Genomic DNA, 12,836 nt, shown 5'->3' with positions numbered 1-12,836 from the left:
TATGGTTGTTAATTTCGCGAATCGGGCCGACAATGGAGAGGTGACGGGGCTTGATGCTGCGGGAAGAAAAAGGCGGCATGTGCCCCGGGAAATTTGACCCAGAAGAAGGGAATTATGACTACCGCAACTAAGCCCCAGCAGTATCAAGGGTGGGAAGGTTTTGCGCCCGGCCCTTGGACCGAGGGCATCAACGTCCGCGATTTCATCCAGCGCAACTACACGCCTTATGACGGCGATTCCAGCTTCCTCGCTGGCCCCACCGATAAGACGCTGCGCGTGTGGGACACCCTGGAAAAGGACTACCTGTCAGTCGAGCGCGAAAAGCGCATTTACGATGTCGATACGCACACCCCGACCGATATCGATGCCTTCCCGGCCGGCTACATCTCAGAAGACGATGACGTCATCGTCGGCCTACAAACCGATACGCCGCTTAAGCGCGCGATGATGCCGTTCGGTGGCTGGCGCATGGTTAAGCAGGCCATCGGCGAGGCAGGTAAAGAGGTAGACCCCGAGGTGGAGAAGATCTTCACCCGCTACCGCAAGACCCACAATGATGCGGTCTTCGATATCTACACCCCGCGCATTCGCGCCGCCCGTTCATCACACATCATCACCGGCCTGCCCGATGCCTATGGCCGCGGCCGCATCATCGGCGATTACCGCCGCGTGGCGCTGTACGGCGTGGACTTCCTCATCCAAGAAAAGATTGAGGCCCGCGATGCCATTGCCGATGCCGGCTTTTCCGAGCACTGGGCCCGCTACCGCGAGGAGCACTCCGAGCAGATCAAGGCCCTGAAGAAGCTCAAGGCGATGGCCGAGTCCTACGGTTTTGACATCTCCGAGCCGGCGCGCACCGCACACGAGGCCGTGCAGTGGACCTACTTTGGCTACCTCGCCTCCATCAAGTCCCAGGATGGTGCCGCCATGTCCATCGGCCGCCTGTCTGCGTTCTTCGACTGCTACTTCGAGCGCGACCTAGCCGCTGGCATCATCACCGAGGAGCAGGCACAGGAAATCATCGACGCGCTCGTGCTGAAGCTGCGCATCGTCCGCTTCCTGCGCACCATCGACTATGACCAGATTTTCTCCGGCGACCCGTACTGGGCCACCTGGTCCGATGCCGGCTTCGGCAGCGATGGCCGCCACATGGTCACCAAGACTTCCTTCCGCCTCCTGCAGACCCTGATCAACTTGGGGCCATCACCGGAGCCGAATATCACCATTTTCTGGGATCCGGAGCTGCCCGCAGGCTACAAGGAATTCTGCGCGCACATCTCCATTGAAACCTCCTCCATCCAGTACGAGTCTGATCGCCAGATTCGCGACGAGTGGGGCGATGACGCGGCGATTGCCTGCTGCGTGTCCCCGATGGAAGTGGGCAAGCAGATGCAGTTCTTCGGCGCCCGCGTCAATGCCGCCAAGGCCCTGCTCTATGCTATGAACGGCGGCCGGGATGAGGTCTCCGGCAAGCAAATCGTCGAAGGCTACGAGCCGATTCAAGGCGATGGCCCGTTGGATTTCGACGAGGTCTGGCAAAAGTACGAGGAGATGCTGGACTGGGTGGTTGGCACCTACGTCGAGGCACTGAACATCATCCACTACTCGCACGATAAGTACGCCTACGAGGCCGTGGAAATGGCGCTGCATGATTCCAATATCATCCGCTCCATGGGCTGCGGCATCGCGGGGCTTTCCATCGTCGCCGATTCGCTATCCGCCATCAAGTACGCCAAGGTCACCCCGGTCCGGGATGAGACCGGCCTGATTACGGATTACATCACCGAAGGCGAATTCCCGTTCTACGGCAACGACGATGACCGCGCCGATGATATCGCCGCCACCATCGTGCACACCGTGATGGAAAAGATTAAGGCCATCCCGATGTACCGCAACGCCATCCCCACCCAGTCCGTGCTGACCATTACCTCCAACGTGGTTTACGGCAAGGCAACAGGTTCCTTCCCGTCGGGCCACAAGGCCGGCACCCCCTTCTCCCCGGGTGCTAACCCAGAAAACGGCGCGGATAACCACGGCATGGTCGCCTCCATGCTGTCGGTGGGCAAGTTGGATTACAAGGATGCCCTGGACGGCATCTCGCTGACCAATACCATCACCCCGTCCGGATTGGGCCGCACCCCAGAAGAGCGCATCACCAACCTGGTGGGCGTGCTGGATGCCGGCTTCATCATGGAACAATAAGAATCACGACAAGGAGAACCATCATGGCAACCCCAACCTATGCAGAACGCCTTTCAGACATGAAGGCCAGCCGCGACGAGCACAAGATGAACTCTGGCCTGTACCACGCCAACATCAACGTGCTGGACAAGTCCACGCTGGAAGATGCCGTCGAGCACCCAGAGAAGTACCCGAACCTCACCGTTCGCGTCTCTGGCTACGCGGTCAACTTTGTCAAGCTCACAAAGGAGCAGCAGCTTGACGTCATTTCCCGCACCTTCCACCAGGGTTCATAATCATGGCTGATGGCATTACTGGTGTGGTCACCCTGTCGCCGGAATCCGGCGAGCGCGTTCGCGGTGTTGCCGCGGGCCTGGGAACCGACCACGAACTCGATGAGATTACCCGCCCCGAGCTCATGGAGGCGCGCCGCACCGGCGATATCGCCCTCGTGCACTCTTGGGAGCTGGTAACCGCCGTCGACGGCCCGGGCACCCGCATGACCATGTTCATGTCCGGCTGCCCCCTGCGCTGCCAGTATTGCCATAACCCGGACACCATGGAGATGAAGACCAGCACCTTGGAGCGGGTCGACGATGTGGTCAAACGCATCAAGCGCTACAAGCCCATCTTCCAGGCCTCCGGTGGTGGCCTGACCATCTCCGGTGGTGAGCCCCTCTTCCAGATTGCGTTTACCCGCCGCGTGCTTAAGGAGGTCCACGACGCCGGCATCCACACCACCATCGATACCTCAGGCTTCTTAGGCTCGCGCCTGCGCGATGAGGACCTGGACAATATCGATCTTGTGCTGCTGGACGTGAAGTCGGGCGACGAGGAAACCTATCAGCGCGTAACGAGGCGCCAGCTGCAGCCCACGCTCGATTTTGGTGACCGCCTCAACGCGATAGGCAAGCCGGTGTGGATTCGCTTCGTCGTCGTGCCGGGCCTGACGGATTCGGCCGAGAACGTCGAAAACGTCGCCTCCATTGTGGCGCGGTGGAAGTCCAATGTGGAGCGCGTCGAGGTCTTGCCCTTCCACAATATGGGCAAGGACAAGTGGGAGGGGCTCGATATGACCTACCACTTGGCAGATACCAAGCCGCCGAAACCGGAGGACGTGGAAAAAGTCCGCGACGTTTTCCGCGCAAAGGGCCTGGAGGTCTACTAACCTGGGTGGGCATGACTCACTACCGCCGCTTCGGCCACGATATTATTGAACACACCCTTGAAGTCCCGTGGGATTATGACAATCCGCGCGGGACTTTTGATCTCTATGCCCGTGAAATCATCCCGCCAGGAGGCGAGGACCTGCCGGCGCTTTTGTACCTGCAGGGCGGCCCGGGTTTTCCGGCCCCGCGGCCGGTCAAGCCGACGGGGCTTATCGGCAAGGCGCTCGAGCGCTACCGCGTCATCCTCCTCGATCAGCGCGGCACGGGGCGCTCGCACCGCATCGATAGGCTAAGCCCCGCAGAAGAGCGCAGCGCCGACCACCTGGCTTTGCTGCGCCAAGACAATATCGTGCGCGATGCCGAGCGCCTGCGCGAGCACCTGGGGCTGGAGACTTGGTCCCTGTTCGGCCAGTCCTTCGGCGGCTTTTGCATCACCGCGTACCTGTCCCAAGCTCCAGAGTCGGTCAAGCACGCGTTTTTCACCGGCGGTATCCCCACGCTGCAGGGTGCGGATCACCTCTACCGCGCGACCTTTAGCAAGCTCAAGGCCCGCCAGGAGCGCTTCTACCGCGAATTCCCCTGGGTGCAGCGCCGCATCGAGGAAATCATCGACCACCTCGATAATTCAGATGAGCGCCTGCATACCGGCGAGCGGCTGTCCTCGCTGCGTTTTCGCACCATTGGCACCGAGTTGGGGCGGGGCACCGGCTTCGACGGCCTGGCCTACCTCCTGGAAGAGCCCTTCCGCACCGTGCGGGGAGAGAAGGTGCTGCGGGATGATTTCCTGTGGGGTATCGGCGAGCGCGTGAGCTTTGCGGAGGCCCCGCTTTATGCGGCGATCCACGAGTCCATTTATGCCGGCAGCGGCGGGCAGGCGGCGACGCAGTGGTCGGCACACCGCGTGCGGGAGGAGTTCCCGGAGTTTGCCGAGTCCGGCACCTGGCTGACCGGCGAGCATATTTTCCCGTGGCAGTTCGACGAGGACCCGGCGCTGCAAGCATTCAAGGAGGGTGCGCACGGCTTGGCGGAGCGGGAATTTACTGCGCCTTATGCGCTTGCCGATGCCCCCACCACCGCCGCCGCCATCTACCTCGACGATATCTTCGTTCCCCTGGAAGAATCCTTGGCCACCGCCGCGCACTTGGGCGATCTGCGGCCGTGGGTGACGAATGAGTACCAGCACAATGGCATCGGCGAGAACGGTGCGGAGGTGATGGGCAAGCTTTTTGCACTTATCGATGACCACTAGCGAACGCTTTCTGCCTGTGCGAAAATTAATTTCACACACGTAGTTAGGGAGAGGAAATGTTGAGCTTAATCATCATCGGCGTCATCATCTTGCTGATTCTCGGCACCGTATTCGATGGGTACTACATCGTGCGTACCCGCGAGGCGGCGATCTTGGAGCGTTTGGGTAAATTCCAGACGGTCGCCCACGCGGGCTTGCACTTCAAGATGCCCTGGATTGACCGCGTGCGCGATAAGATTTCGCTGCAGGTGCGCCAGCTAGACGTGATGGTAGAAACCAAGACGAAGGACAATGTCTTCGTCCAAATCCCGGTCGCGGTGCAGTACGAGGTCGTAGAGGGCCGCGAGCGCGAGGCCTTTTATATGCTGTCCAACCACGAGCAGCAGATCGTGGCCTATGTGCAATATAATGTGCGCTCGTCGGTGGCGAATATGGGCTTGGATGAGTCCTTTTCTTCCAAGGACACCATCGCGCAGAACGTGGCGGCCTCACTGCGGGATAATATGGCCGAATACGGCTGGAACTTCGTCAATACGCTGGTAACCGATATCCGCCCGGATTCCCGCGTGCGTGAATCCATGAACTCCATTAACGCGGCGCAGCGCGAGCGCGAGGCGGCCATCGCCCAGGCGGAGGCGGAAAAGATTCGCGTGGTCAAAGAAGCCGAGGGTGCTGCGGAGGCAAAGAAGCTGCAGGGTAGGGGCGTTGCCGAGCAGCGCAAGGAGATTGTAGAGGGCATCGCCCAGCAATACGAGCTACTGCGCGATGCCGGGGTCCAGGAATCCCCCGAGGTCCTCATGCTGGTATCGCAGTACCTCGATGCGATGGTCGATGTCTCGAATAACGGCCAAGCCTCCGTGCTCTACATGCCGTCCAATCCGCAGGGCATGGGCGACCTATTCAGCGGCATGCGCGACGTGCTGATGGCCGACCGCGCGCTCGACGAGTCCGCCGGGCGATAGGAGCCTACCTGCGCCGCAGGAGGAGCACCAGCCCCAGGATGACGGGGACGCCGCCCATGATGAGAAGGTAGGTCGTTTCGGCGGATGCCGAGGTGGGATCGTATAGCTGCGACATCGAACCGGCCAGCGAGGTGCCGATGGCCATGGTGAGGAAGTACAGCGCGGAAAAGCGGGTGGCATAGGCCCGCGGCGCGTGGGCGGCGGATGCGGCCATGCCCACTGGGCCGATGAAGAGCTCGCCGAGAGACATCAAAAAGATGGTGCCCGCTAGCACGAGGAACGGCGTGGAATTTTCCCCGCCGCCGACAAAGGGCGGCAGGAGGAACATGCCTGCACCGGCGAAGATGATGCCGCAGCCCATGAGCGCGCGCCGCGAGTTGGCCCAGCGCGTCATGCCCGCCGCCAACGGCAGCGAGAGCAGCAGGATAAATAGCGGGTTGAGTGATTGCGTCCACGCTGGCGGGATCTCGAATCCGCCGATGGATCGGTTGAGGCGCTGATCCGAATAGACCGCGAGCACGCCGTAAATTTGTGGTTGCAGGGTCCAGTAGGCCGTCGAGCAGGCGAAGAGCGGAATGAAATCCAGGATGCGGCGCCGCTCATCCGCGGTGACCTGCGGGGATCGCAGCATGCTGGCAAAAAGCCCCGCCGCGGCCGCTACCGTGGCGATAAGAAGCAGCACGGTCAGCGTGCCTGGGGAGACGGTGATGACGAGCAGCACGCCGGCTACAAGCGCCGCCAGCGCGACCAGACCTGCCTTGCCTGGGGCCTGGGTGGGGTGAGGCGGGCGCGATGGCACATCTATCTTTTTCCGCAGCGCGCCGTAGGTGGCACACCCGCAGCACATGAGCACCGCTGCGGCGAAGAATCCGGCGTGGTAGCCGTATTCCTCGGCTAGCCAGCCTGTCAGCATGGGGCCAAAAAGCGCGCCGACATTGATGCAGAGGTAGAAAATCTGAAAGGCCCCGTCGCGCGCGCCGGCCTCGGCGGGAAAAGCTGCGCCCAGAATCGTTATCGCGGCGGTCTTGAGCAGCCCCGAGCCAAGCGCGAGCGGCAAGAGCCCGATGATGAGCCCCGCCGTGCCGGGGACGAGCGAGAGGGCAAAGTGCCCGCACACCAACAGCCCGGCGCCGGTAAGCAGGGTGCGCTCGGCGCCCAAGAGCCGGTCGCTGACCCAGCCACCCACAAACGTGAAAAGATAGAGCAGGCTGCCGTACGCGCCGACGAGCGCGGTGGCCTGCGTTTGCTCCATGCCAAGCCCGCCGGAGGTTAGTACGCGAGGATGGCTTGCATGCCATAAAAGCTGAAGCGCTCCCACATCTCGATGCCCGCAACCGCCGGCAAAACCACGGGTACGCGGCGAATTGAACGCCGTTCAAGAACTTTCATAAAAAGGACTATAGCGGCCGAGCGTGTGTGCTAGATCTAATTTGGTGGATATTTCTACTAATGACATAGCGACAATCGATGCCCACCACATCTGGCACCCCTACGCCGAGCCCGGCGCGCCCACGCGCGTCGTGGAGTCGGCCGCGGGCGTCCACCTCACGCTTGCCGATGGCCCCCAGCTCATCGACGCCATGTCCTCCTGGTGGGCCGCCGCCCACGGGCACAGCCACCCGCGGCTTACCGCGGCCGCCAAGGAGCAGATCGATCGCATGAGCCACGTGATGTTCGGCGGGCTCACGCACGAGCCGGCGGCGCGGCTGACGGTCAATCTCATGGAGCTCACGCGCCACGACTTCGCGCAGGTCTTTTATGCGGACTCGGGATCGGTTTCGGTGGAGGTCGCCATCAAGATGGCCCTGCAATACCAGCAGGGGATCAGTCATCCGGAGCGCACCAAGATGCTGACCTGGCGCTCGGGCTATCACGGCGATACCTTTGCCGCGATGAGCGTGTGCGATCCCGATGGTGGCATGCACTCGATGTGGACCGGCACCCTGGCGCAGCAGGTTTTCGCCCCGGCACCGCCCACGCGCGGGGCGAGCGAGAAAGCGCGCGAGGACTACCTGCGCGAACTGGAGGGCTGCATTACCGACGAGGTCGCGGCCCTGATCATCGAGCCCGTCGTCCAAGGCGCCGGCGGCATGCGCTTCCACGACCACGAGTTGGTGCGCGGGGCGCGCGAAATCTGCGACCGCCACGGAATCGTGCTGATCGCGGATGAAATCGCCACGGGGTTTGGGCGCACCGGGGACCTCTTTACTACCCAGGCGGCGGGTGTAATTCCGGATATTATGTGCGTGGGCAAGGCGATGACCGGTGGTTTCATGACGATGGCCGCCACGCTTGCCACCGCCCGGGTTGCCGAGGGCATGCACCCGCGCGCGCTGATGCACGGCCCGACCTTTATGGCCAACCCCCTGGCCTGTGCGGTATCTGCAGAGGCGACCTCCATGATCCTGGAGGGAACGTGGCGGGGGCAGGTTGCGGGCATCGAGAAGCAGCTGCGCGCCGGGCTTGCCGGGTTGGAGGACGAGCCGGGCGTGGCAGACGTGCGCGTCCTGGGCGCTATCGGCGTGGTGGAGATGGAGCGCGACGTCGATATGTCAGGCGCCACGGATGCGGCGGTGGACCAGGGCGTGTGGCTGCGCCCGTTCGGCCGCCTCATCTACACCATGCCGCCGTTTATCAGCACCGAGGACGAGGTCGCGCAGATTTGCCGCGGAGTGCGCGCTGCGGTGGCAGGAGGAAAGCGATGATCCTCTTTATTACCGGCACCAATACCGACGTGGGAAAGACGGTGGCCACGGCGGCGCTCGCCAGCGCCTTTGCCCAGAGCGGGCGCGAGGTTGTCTATGCCAAGCCCCTGCAGACCGGCGAGCCGGATAATAGCGGCGATGCGGCGACGGTGCGGGCCCTGGCCGGGGTCGAGGTTATGGAGATGGCGCGCTTTCCCGAACCGCTAGCACCGAATCTCTCGGCGCGCCGGGCGGGCATGACTCCGCCGAGCAAAGAGGAGCTCCGGGACTGGGTAGCGGGGCTGGACGCACTAGGCCGTGTGGTGCTGGTGGAAGGCGCCGGCGGGCTGCTGGTGCGTTTGGCAGACGACTACACGCTTGCCGATGTCGCCACCAACCTCCTCATCGTCACCTCCCTCGGCCTCGGTAGCCTCAACGCCGCCGAGCTTACCGTCCGCGAGGCGCAGCGGCGCGGGATTAACGTGATGGGGCTTATCGGCGGAAGCTTGTGCGCAGAGCCGGACTTGGCGACGAAGATGAACGTGGATGAGCTTCCGGCGGTCACGGGCTGCCGGTTGTGGGGCAGCGTGCCAGAGGGCGCGGGTGCGCTGGGCCGGGAGGACTTCGCCCGGATGGCCCGGGCGCTCTTTCCCGGTGATGTGTGCGCGCAGTTGCTTGCGCACGCCGAGTAGCGCTACCTCGGTGAGGCAGCGCTAGCGGATCCAGCGGACCTTGCCGTTTACCCGGGCAAGGCGGCCGCGCAAGGGCGGGGCGTTCGGATCGTCTTGGTTCACCCCGTTGTGGTACGGGCAGCACACGGTGAGGTTGTCCGCGTTGGTCATCCCGCCGTGCTTCCACGCCTGCAGGTGGTGGATCTGAGACTTATCCGCCGGGTGATTGCACGGCGGCCACGGGCAGGTGGGGTTTTCGGCGGCGGCCATCAGCCGCTGCTTTTCTGAGGCAAAGCGCGAGGTCCGATACAGGTTGACCGGGCCCTTTACCGGGTGGATTAGCGTGGCTAGCCCGTGCTCGCTGAAGGTGCGCTCGACGAGCTGCGCGCCGGTGATGGTCGAGCCGTTGGTCAGCCGAAGCGTGACCTCGTCGCCATCGCCTTCCAGTATTTGATCCAGCGCGTTGAGCGGGATAATCACGTTCGTCGTGGTCTGTACCGTGGCAGCGCCCTCGCCGCGGATGAGTTCGCGGAAGGATGCGAGTGGGTTTTCGGGGTCGAGGGCGGAATCGAGATCCGCGAGGAAGGACGAGGGCGCGGTAATGCGCATCGTCCACGGGCCTTCCGGGCGGCGCAGGAGTTGTACGCCCTCGCGCGGCGGCCGGCGGCGCGGGCGCCATTCGCGCAGGCGCTTTTTAGCAAGCCGGGCAATCTCGGAGGCTGGTCCGTGTTGCCGGCACAGCTCTACGCGCAAATTCCACGCGGCGCGCTTGGTGGCCGCGCGGGTAGCGTACTTCTCGATGAGCTTCAGCGTCACCAAATCGTGGTGGCGCGCGCCTGCGGCGGCAAGGCGCTGCTTGCGGCTAAAGGAAGTGGTGCCGAAATAAACCTCCGCTAGGGCAAGCAGCTCGAGGGCCTCGACATCCGGCAATCCGAGCTCAACGAGGGCGCTTTCAGGCATGCCGTGGGCCTCGGCGAGGATATCCATCGCCGAGGAAATCTGGGTGGCATAGGCCTGCAGTGCGTTCATGCCTGCAAATCTAGGCGCGCGCTACCGCGGCGCCAATCGCGCCCAGCGCCCGCCTGTGGATAACTTGTATAAACGTCTACAAACTTATCCCGCGGTCACCGCAAAGAGGTACGAAATCAGCATGCGCTTTAGTTCCATGACCACGGAATCGAACTTGTCTGGATCGCCCGAAATGGCGTAATTAAGCAGCGAGACCACGGTGTGGATAAGGAAGCGCGCCAGCTCAATGCGTTGCGCATCGCTGTGCTCGGTGGCAAGGGGGCGGAGGATCTCGGCGAGCGGCTCCAAGAGCTGCAGCTCGGTATCGGCCGCCGTCGCCCGCGTCGCTGGGGTGGATTGGATGGCGTGCCAAACGGCGCGCCGGGAAGGGTCCTCGCGCCACATCCGCGCGAGGTGGTCGATGAATTCATCCAAGACATCCGGCCACTGCGGGGCCGGCACGAGGCGCGAAAAGCGCTCGATTTCGGCTAGGCTGGTGGCGGTATCTTGCCGGTCGAGCTCGCAGATGAGCACGTATTTATTGGCAAAGAACTGATACAGCGTGCCGATGGGAACCTCGGCGCGGTGGGCGACTTCATCGAAGGTGAAGGATTCGAAGCCGACATCGACAAGCACGGCGCGCGCCGCCTGCACAATGCGAGAAAAGCGCTCCCGGCTGCGCGCCTGCGCTGGCCGACGCCGCGGGACGAGGATCTCCTCCACCGGCTTACTCGAGGCCCTTCATCACGCGCGCGACGTGTCCAGTGGCCTTCACATTGTAGTGGGTCTGGCCGATGGTGCCATCCGGCTCCACGAGGAAAGTGGAACGGATAACGCCCTGGACCACCTTGCCGTAGTTCTTCTTCTCCCCGAAGGCGCCATACGCGGTCATGACGGACTTATCCGGATCAGAAAGCAGCGGGAAGTTGAGATCGTGGTCATCGCGGAACTTCGCCAGCGCCTCGGGCTTATCGGGGGAGATGCCTACCACCGCGATATTGAGGGCATTGAGCTCTGCTAAGGAATCGCGAAAATCGCAGGCTTCCTTGGTGCAGCCCGGCGTATTGGCGCGCGGGTAGAAGTACACTAACACGCGCTGGCCTGCGTAATCGGAAAGGGAAATGGTGTTGCCGGTGGCATCGGCAAGCGCAAAAGCTGGGGCAGTATCTCCTACGTTCAAACGAGTTTCAGTCATGGGACCTACTTTACGTGCTCCCCGGCCTGCGCGGGGGAGGCCCTGCACGGTAAGATAAGCTCGTTAAGAGCGAAACTTAAGCTAAGAGGAGAATTCCGTGGCACGCAATATTGAAGATATTCAACGCGATATCGAACGCACCCGGCGCCAGCTGGCTAGCACCCTGGATGAAATTGCGGATCGCAGCAAGCCGCAAAACCTCGTCGATGACGCCAAGAACGCCGCCACCGAAAAGTTGCAGGACCGCAACGTGCAGTTGGTGCTCGGTGGCGTCGGCGCGGCCGTTGCTGGGCTGATTGCCTATTCCGTGTTCCGCTCGCGCCGCCGCAAGAGCGACCTGAAGGAATTGCAGCGCTTGCTGTCTGAGCGCCACTAATTTTCCCTGCCTTACCCCCACGCGCGCCGTGGGGGCTTTTTTCGTATGCTAAGTTGCGATGAAAACTCCAATTCCTTTTTATTTGCAGGAAATTTTGACCCAGGTGCGAGGAAACCGCAGCGGCGCGGTGGCGGACTATATTCCCGAGCTCGCGAAGGCGGAACCGGACTACCTCGGCGTGGCCATCTGCACCACGACGGGGCACGTGTATTCCGCTGGCGATGCAGAGGTGGAATTTACCTTGCAGTCCGTGTCGAAGCCCTTTGCGTATGCTCTAGCGCTGCAGGAGCTCGGCTTGGATGCGGTGCGTGAGATCGTTGGTATGGAGCCATCTGGCGAGGCCTTCAACGAACTTTCGCTGAACCGCTATGACCACCGGCCGGTGAACCCGATGATCAATGCGGGCGCGATTGCGGTAACGCAGCTGATTAACGGCGTGGATTCGGATCCGGCCGAGCGCGTAGAACAGTTGCGCAGCTACTTTTCGCGGCTGGCGGGCCGCGAGTTGAAGATTGATGAAAAGGTGCGCGATTCCGAGCTGCAGGTCTCCGATAGGAACCTGTCTTTGGCGCATATGCTGCGCAATTACGACATCATCCAGGACGAGGCCCACGATGCGGTCTCGACCTATGTGGAGCAGTGCTCGATTAAGGTCACGGTGCGCGACCTCGCCGTGATGTCTGCCACCCTGGCCAATGGTGGCACGCAGCCGGTGACGGGGGAGAAGATCCTCGATGCCGATGTCTGCCGCCTGACGCTTTCTGTCATGAGCTCTGCGGGCATGTACGACGGCGCTGGGCGATGGATGGCCGAGGTCGGAATCCCAGCGAAGTCCGGCGTTTCGGGTGGCCTGCTGGGCACCCTGCCCGGCCAATTGGGGGTCGCGACCTTCTCGCCGCGGCTTAATAAGGAGGGCAATTCCGTCCGCGGAGTGGATGCCTTGACCTTGCTTTCGAAGGATATGGGGCTGCACTTGATGTCCACGGATGAGCGCTACGGCGTGCACCCGGTGCGCAGGATGGAAACCGAGGACGACCTCACGGTGATCTTCCTGCAGGGGCTTATCAATTTCAACGCAGCGGAGACCATCTTGCATCAGCTCACCGAATGCGAATTCGGCGAGGGCACGGTGGTGCTGGAGCTATCTCATATCACCGGATCCAACCGGATGGGCCGGCGCATGCTGAAGGAAGGCCTCCGGCGCATCCGCGAGGCCGGCTTCGATATCGCCATCGTGGATCCGGATGGCGAATTGGAAGATCGCACCATGGCGGACGGCACCGAGGTGCCCAAGGGCGAGCCGGAAGATTATGCCCTCAGCGAGGAAGCCGTTTAGGTTTG

The 12,836-nt window shown here is 62.5% G+C and carries 12 protein-coding genes and 1 pseudogene; 9 read left to right on the top strand and 4 right to left on the bottom strand.

Annotated features, from left to right (window positions below; translation table 11 throughout):
- Nucleotides 1-114: 114 nt before the first annotated feature.
- Genes pflB through HMPREF1267_RS10030 form a run of 5 tightly spaced genes read left to right on the top strand, consistent with a single transcriptional unit; the run spans nucleotide 115 to nucleotide 5,561 of the window.
- Nucleotides 115-2,202, top strand: a complete 2,088-nt coding sequence (pflB, locus tag HMPREF1267_RS10050) for a formate C-acetyltransferase (RefSeq protein ID WP_005277782.1) — start codon at nucleotides 115-117, stop codon at nucleotides 2,200-2,202.
- Between the two features lie 23 nt (nucleotides 2,203-2,225).
- A complete protein-coding gene (gene grcA2, locus HMPREF1267_RS13495) occupies nucleotides 2,226-2,477 on the top strand; it encodes an autonomous glycyl radical cofactor GrcA2 (protein ID WP_005284503.1) in 252 nt (83 codons plus the stop codon).
- A gap of 2 nt (nucleotides 2,478-2,479) precedes the next feature.
- Nucleotides 2,480-3,349, top strand: a complete 870-nt coding sequence (pflA, locus tag HMPREF1267_RS10040; RefSeq protein WP_023029178.1) for a pyruvate formate-lyase-activating protein — start codon at nucleotides 2,480-2,482, stop codon at nucleotides 3,347-3,349.
- Nucleotides 3,350-3,360: 11 nt separating this feature from the next.
- Nucleotides 3,361-4,599 carry an alpha/beta fold hydrolase gene (locus tag HMPREF1267_RS10035; protein WP_034667220.1) on the top strand — a complete coding sequence of 413 codons (1,239 nt, stop codon included), beginning with the start codon at nucleotides 3,361-3,363 and terminating at the stop codon, nucleotides 4,597-4,599.
- 56 nt (nucleotides 4,600-4,655) lie between these two features.
- Nucleotides 4,656-5,561 carry an SPFH domain-containing protein gene (locus HMPREF1267_RS10030; RefSeq protein ID WP_023029176.1) on the top strand — a complete coding sequence of 302 codons (906 nt, stop codon included), beginning with the start codon at nucleotides 4,656-4,658 and terminating at the stop codon, nucleotides 5,559-5,561.
- A 4-nt stretch (nucleotides 5,562-5,565) separates the two neighbouring features.
- Here HMPREF1267_RS10030 and HMPREF1267_RS10025 read toward each other — a convergent pair.
- A pseudogene (locus HMPREF1267_RS10025) lies at nucleotides 5,566-6,950 on the bottom strand (peptide MFS transporter).
- A gap of 41 nt (nucleotides 6,951-6,991) precedes the next feature.
- Between HMPREF1267_RS10025 and HMPREF1267_RS10020 the strand changes: the two are divergent.
- Together HMPREF1267_RS10020 and bioD are read left to right on the top strand one after the other, a co-directional pair.
- Entirely contained in the window at nucleotides 6,992-8,266 is a 1,275-nt protein-coding gene (locus tag HMPREF1267_RS10020; RefSeq protein WP_084539246.1) for an adenosylmethionine--8-amino-7-oxononanoate transaminase, read from the top strand.
- Nucleotides 8,263-8,937, top strand: coding sequence for a dethiobiotin synthase (bioD, locus tag HMPREF1267_RS10015; RefSeq protein WP_023029173.1), 675 nt, complete (start codon nucleotides 8,263-8,265; stop codon nucleotides 8,935-8,937). The genes HMPREF1267_RS10020 and bioD overlap by 4 nt, the downstream gene beginning before the upstream one ends.
- A gap of 21 nt (nucleotides 8,938-8,958) precedes the next feature.
- Here bioD and HMPREF1267_RS10010 read toward each other — a convergent pair whose 3' ends face one another.
- The 3 genes from HMPREF1267_RS10010 to bcp all read right to left on the bottom strand — a co-directional run bounded on the left by HMPREF1267_RS10010 (nucleotide 8,959) and on the right by bcp (nucleotide 11,119).
- The gene (locus HMPREF1267_RS10010; protein ID WP_023029172.1) at nucleotides 8,959-9,945 is read right to left on the bottom strand and encodes an HNH endonuclease signature motif containing protein; all 987 of its coding nucleotides are present in this window, start codon (nucleotides 9,943-9,945) and stop codon (nucleotides 8,959-8,961) included.
- A gap of 84 nt (nucleotides 9,946-10,029) precedes the next feature.
- Nucleotides 10,030-10,647, bottom strand: coding sequence for a TetR/AcrR family transcriptional regulator (locus tag HMPREF1267_RS10005; RefSeq protein ID WP_023029171.1), 618 nt, complete (start codon nucleotides 10,645-10,647; stop codon nucleotides 10,030-10,032).
- Nucleotides 10,648-10,651: 4 nt separating this feature from the next.
- Nucleotides 10,652-11,119, bottom strand: coding sequence for a thioredoxin-dependent thiol peroxidase (gene bcp / locus HMPREF1267_RS10000; RefSeq protein WP_023016989.1), 468 nt, complete (start codon nucleotides 11,117-11,119; stop codon nucleotides 10,652-10,654).
- A 97-nt stretch (nucleotides 11,120-11,216) separates the two neighbouring features.
- On the opposite strand from bcp, the gene HMPREF1267_RS09995 reads away from it, so the two are divergent.
- Nucleotides 11,217-11,495 carry a DUF3618 domain-containing protein gene (locus tag HMPREF1267_RS09995; protein WP_005277817.1) on the top strand — a complete coding sequence of 93 codons (279 nt, stop codon included), beginning with the start codon at nucleotides 11,217-11,219 and terminating at the stop codon, nucleotides 11,493-11,495.
- A 58-nt stretch (nucleotides 11,496-11,553) separates the two neighbouring features.
- Nucleotides 11,554-12,831, top strand: a complete 1,278-nt coding sequence (locus tag HMPREF1267_RS09990; protein WP_005284487.1) for a glutaminase — start codon at nucleotides 11,554-11,556, stop codon at nucleotides 12,829-12,831.
- Nucleotides 12,832-12,836: the final 5 nt, after the last annotated feature.

It is taken from the genome of Corynebacterium sp. KPL1824 (genome assembly GCF_000478095.1).
Classification (GTDB): domain Bacteria; phylum Actinomycetota; class Actinomycetes; order Mycobacteriales; family Mycobacteriaceae; genus Corynebacterium; species Corynebacterium accolens.
This window is presented reverse-complemented; position numbering and strand designations above follow the sequence as displayed.

Coding starts and splice junctions, on each gene's coding strand:
- HMPREF1267_RS10030 (WP_023029176.1), top strand. CDS start 4,656: ATGTTGAGCTTAATCATCATCGGCGTCATCATCTTGCTGATTCTCGGC.
- pflA (WP_023029178.1), top strand. CDS start 2,480: ATGGCTGATGGCATTACTGGTGTGGTCACCCTGTCGCCGGAATCCGGC.
- bcp (WP_023016989.1), bottom strand. CDS start 11,119: ATGACTGAAACTCGTTTGAACGTAGGAGATACTGCCCCAGCTTTTGCG.
- HMPREF1267_RS09990 (WP_005284487.1), top strand. CDS start 11,554: ATGAAAACTCCAATTCCTTTTTATTTGCAGGAAATTTTGACCCAGGTG.
- bioD (WP_023029173.1), top strand. CDS start 8,263: ATGATCCTCTTTATTACCGGCACCAATACCGACGTGGGAAAGACGGTG.
- pflB (WP_005277782.1), top strand. CDS start 115: ATGACTACCGCAACTAAGCCCCAGCAGTATCAAGGGTGGGAAGGTTTT.
- HMPREF1267_RS10010 (WP_023029172.1), bottom strand. CDS start 9,945: ATGAACGCACTGCAGGCCTATGCCACCCAGATTTCCTCGGCGATGGAT.
- grcA2 (WP_005284503.1), top strand. CDS start 2,226: ATGGCAACCCCAACCTATGCAGAACGCCTTTCAGACATGAAGGCCAGC.
- HMPREF1267_RS10035 (WP_034667220.1), top strand. CDS start 3,361: ATGACTCACTACCGCCGCTTCGGCCACGATATTATTGAACACACCCTT.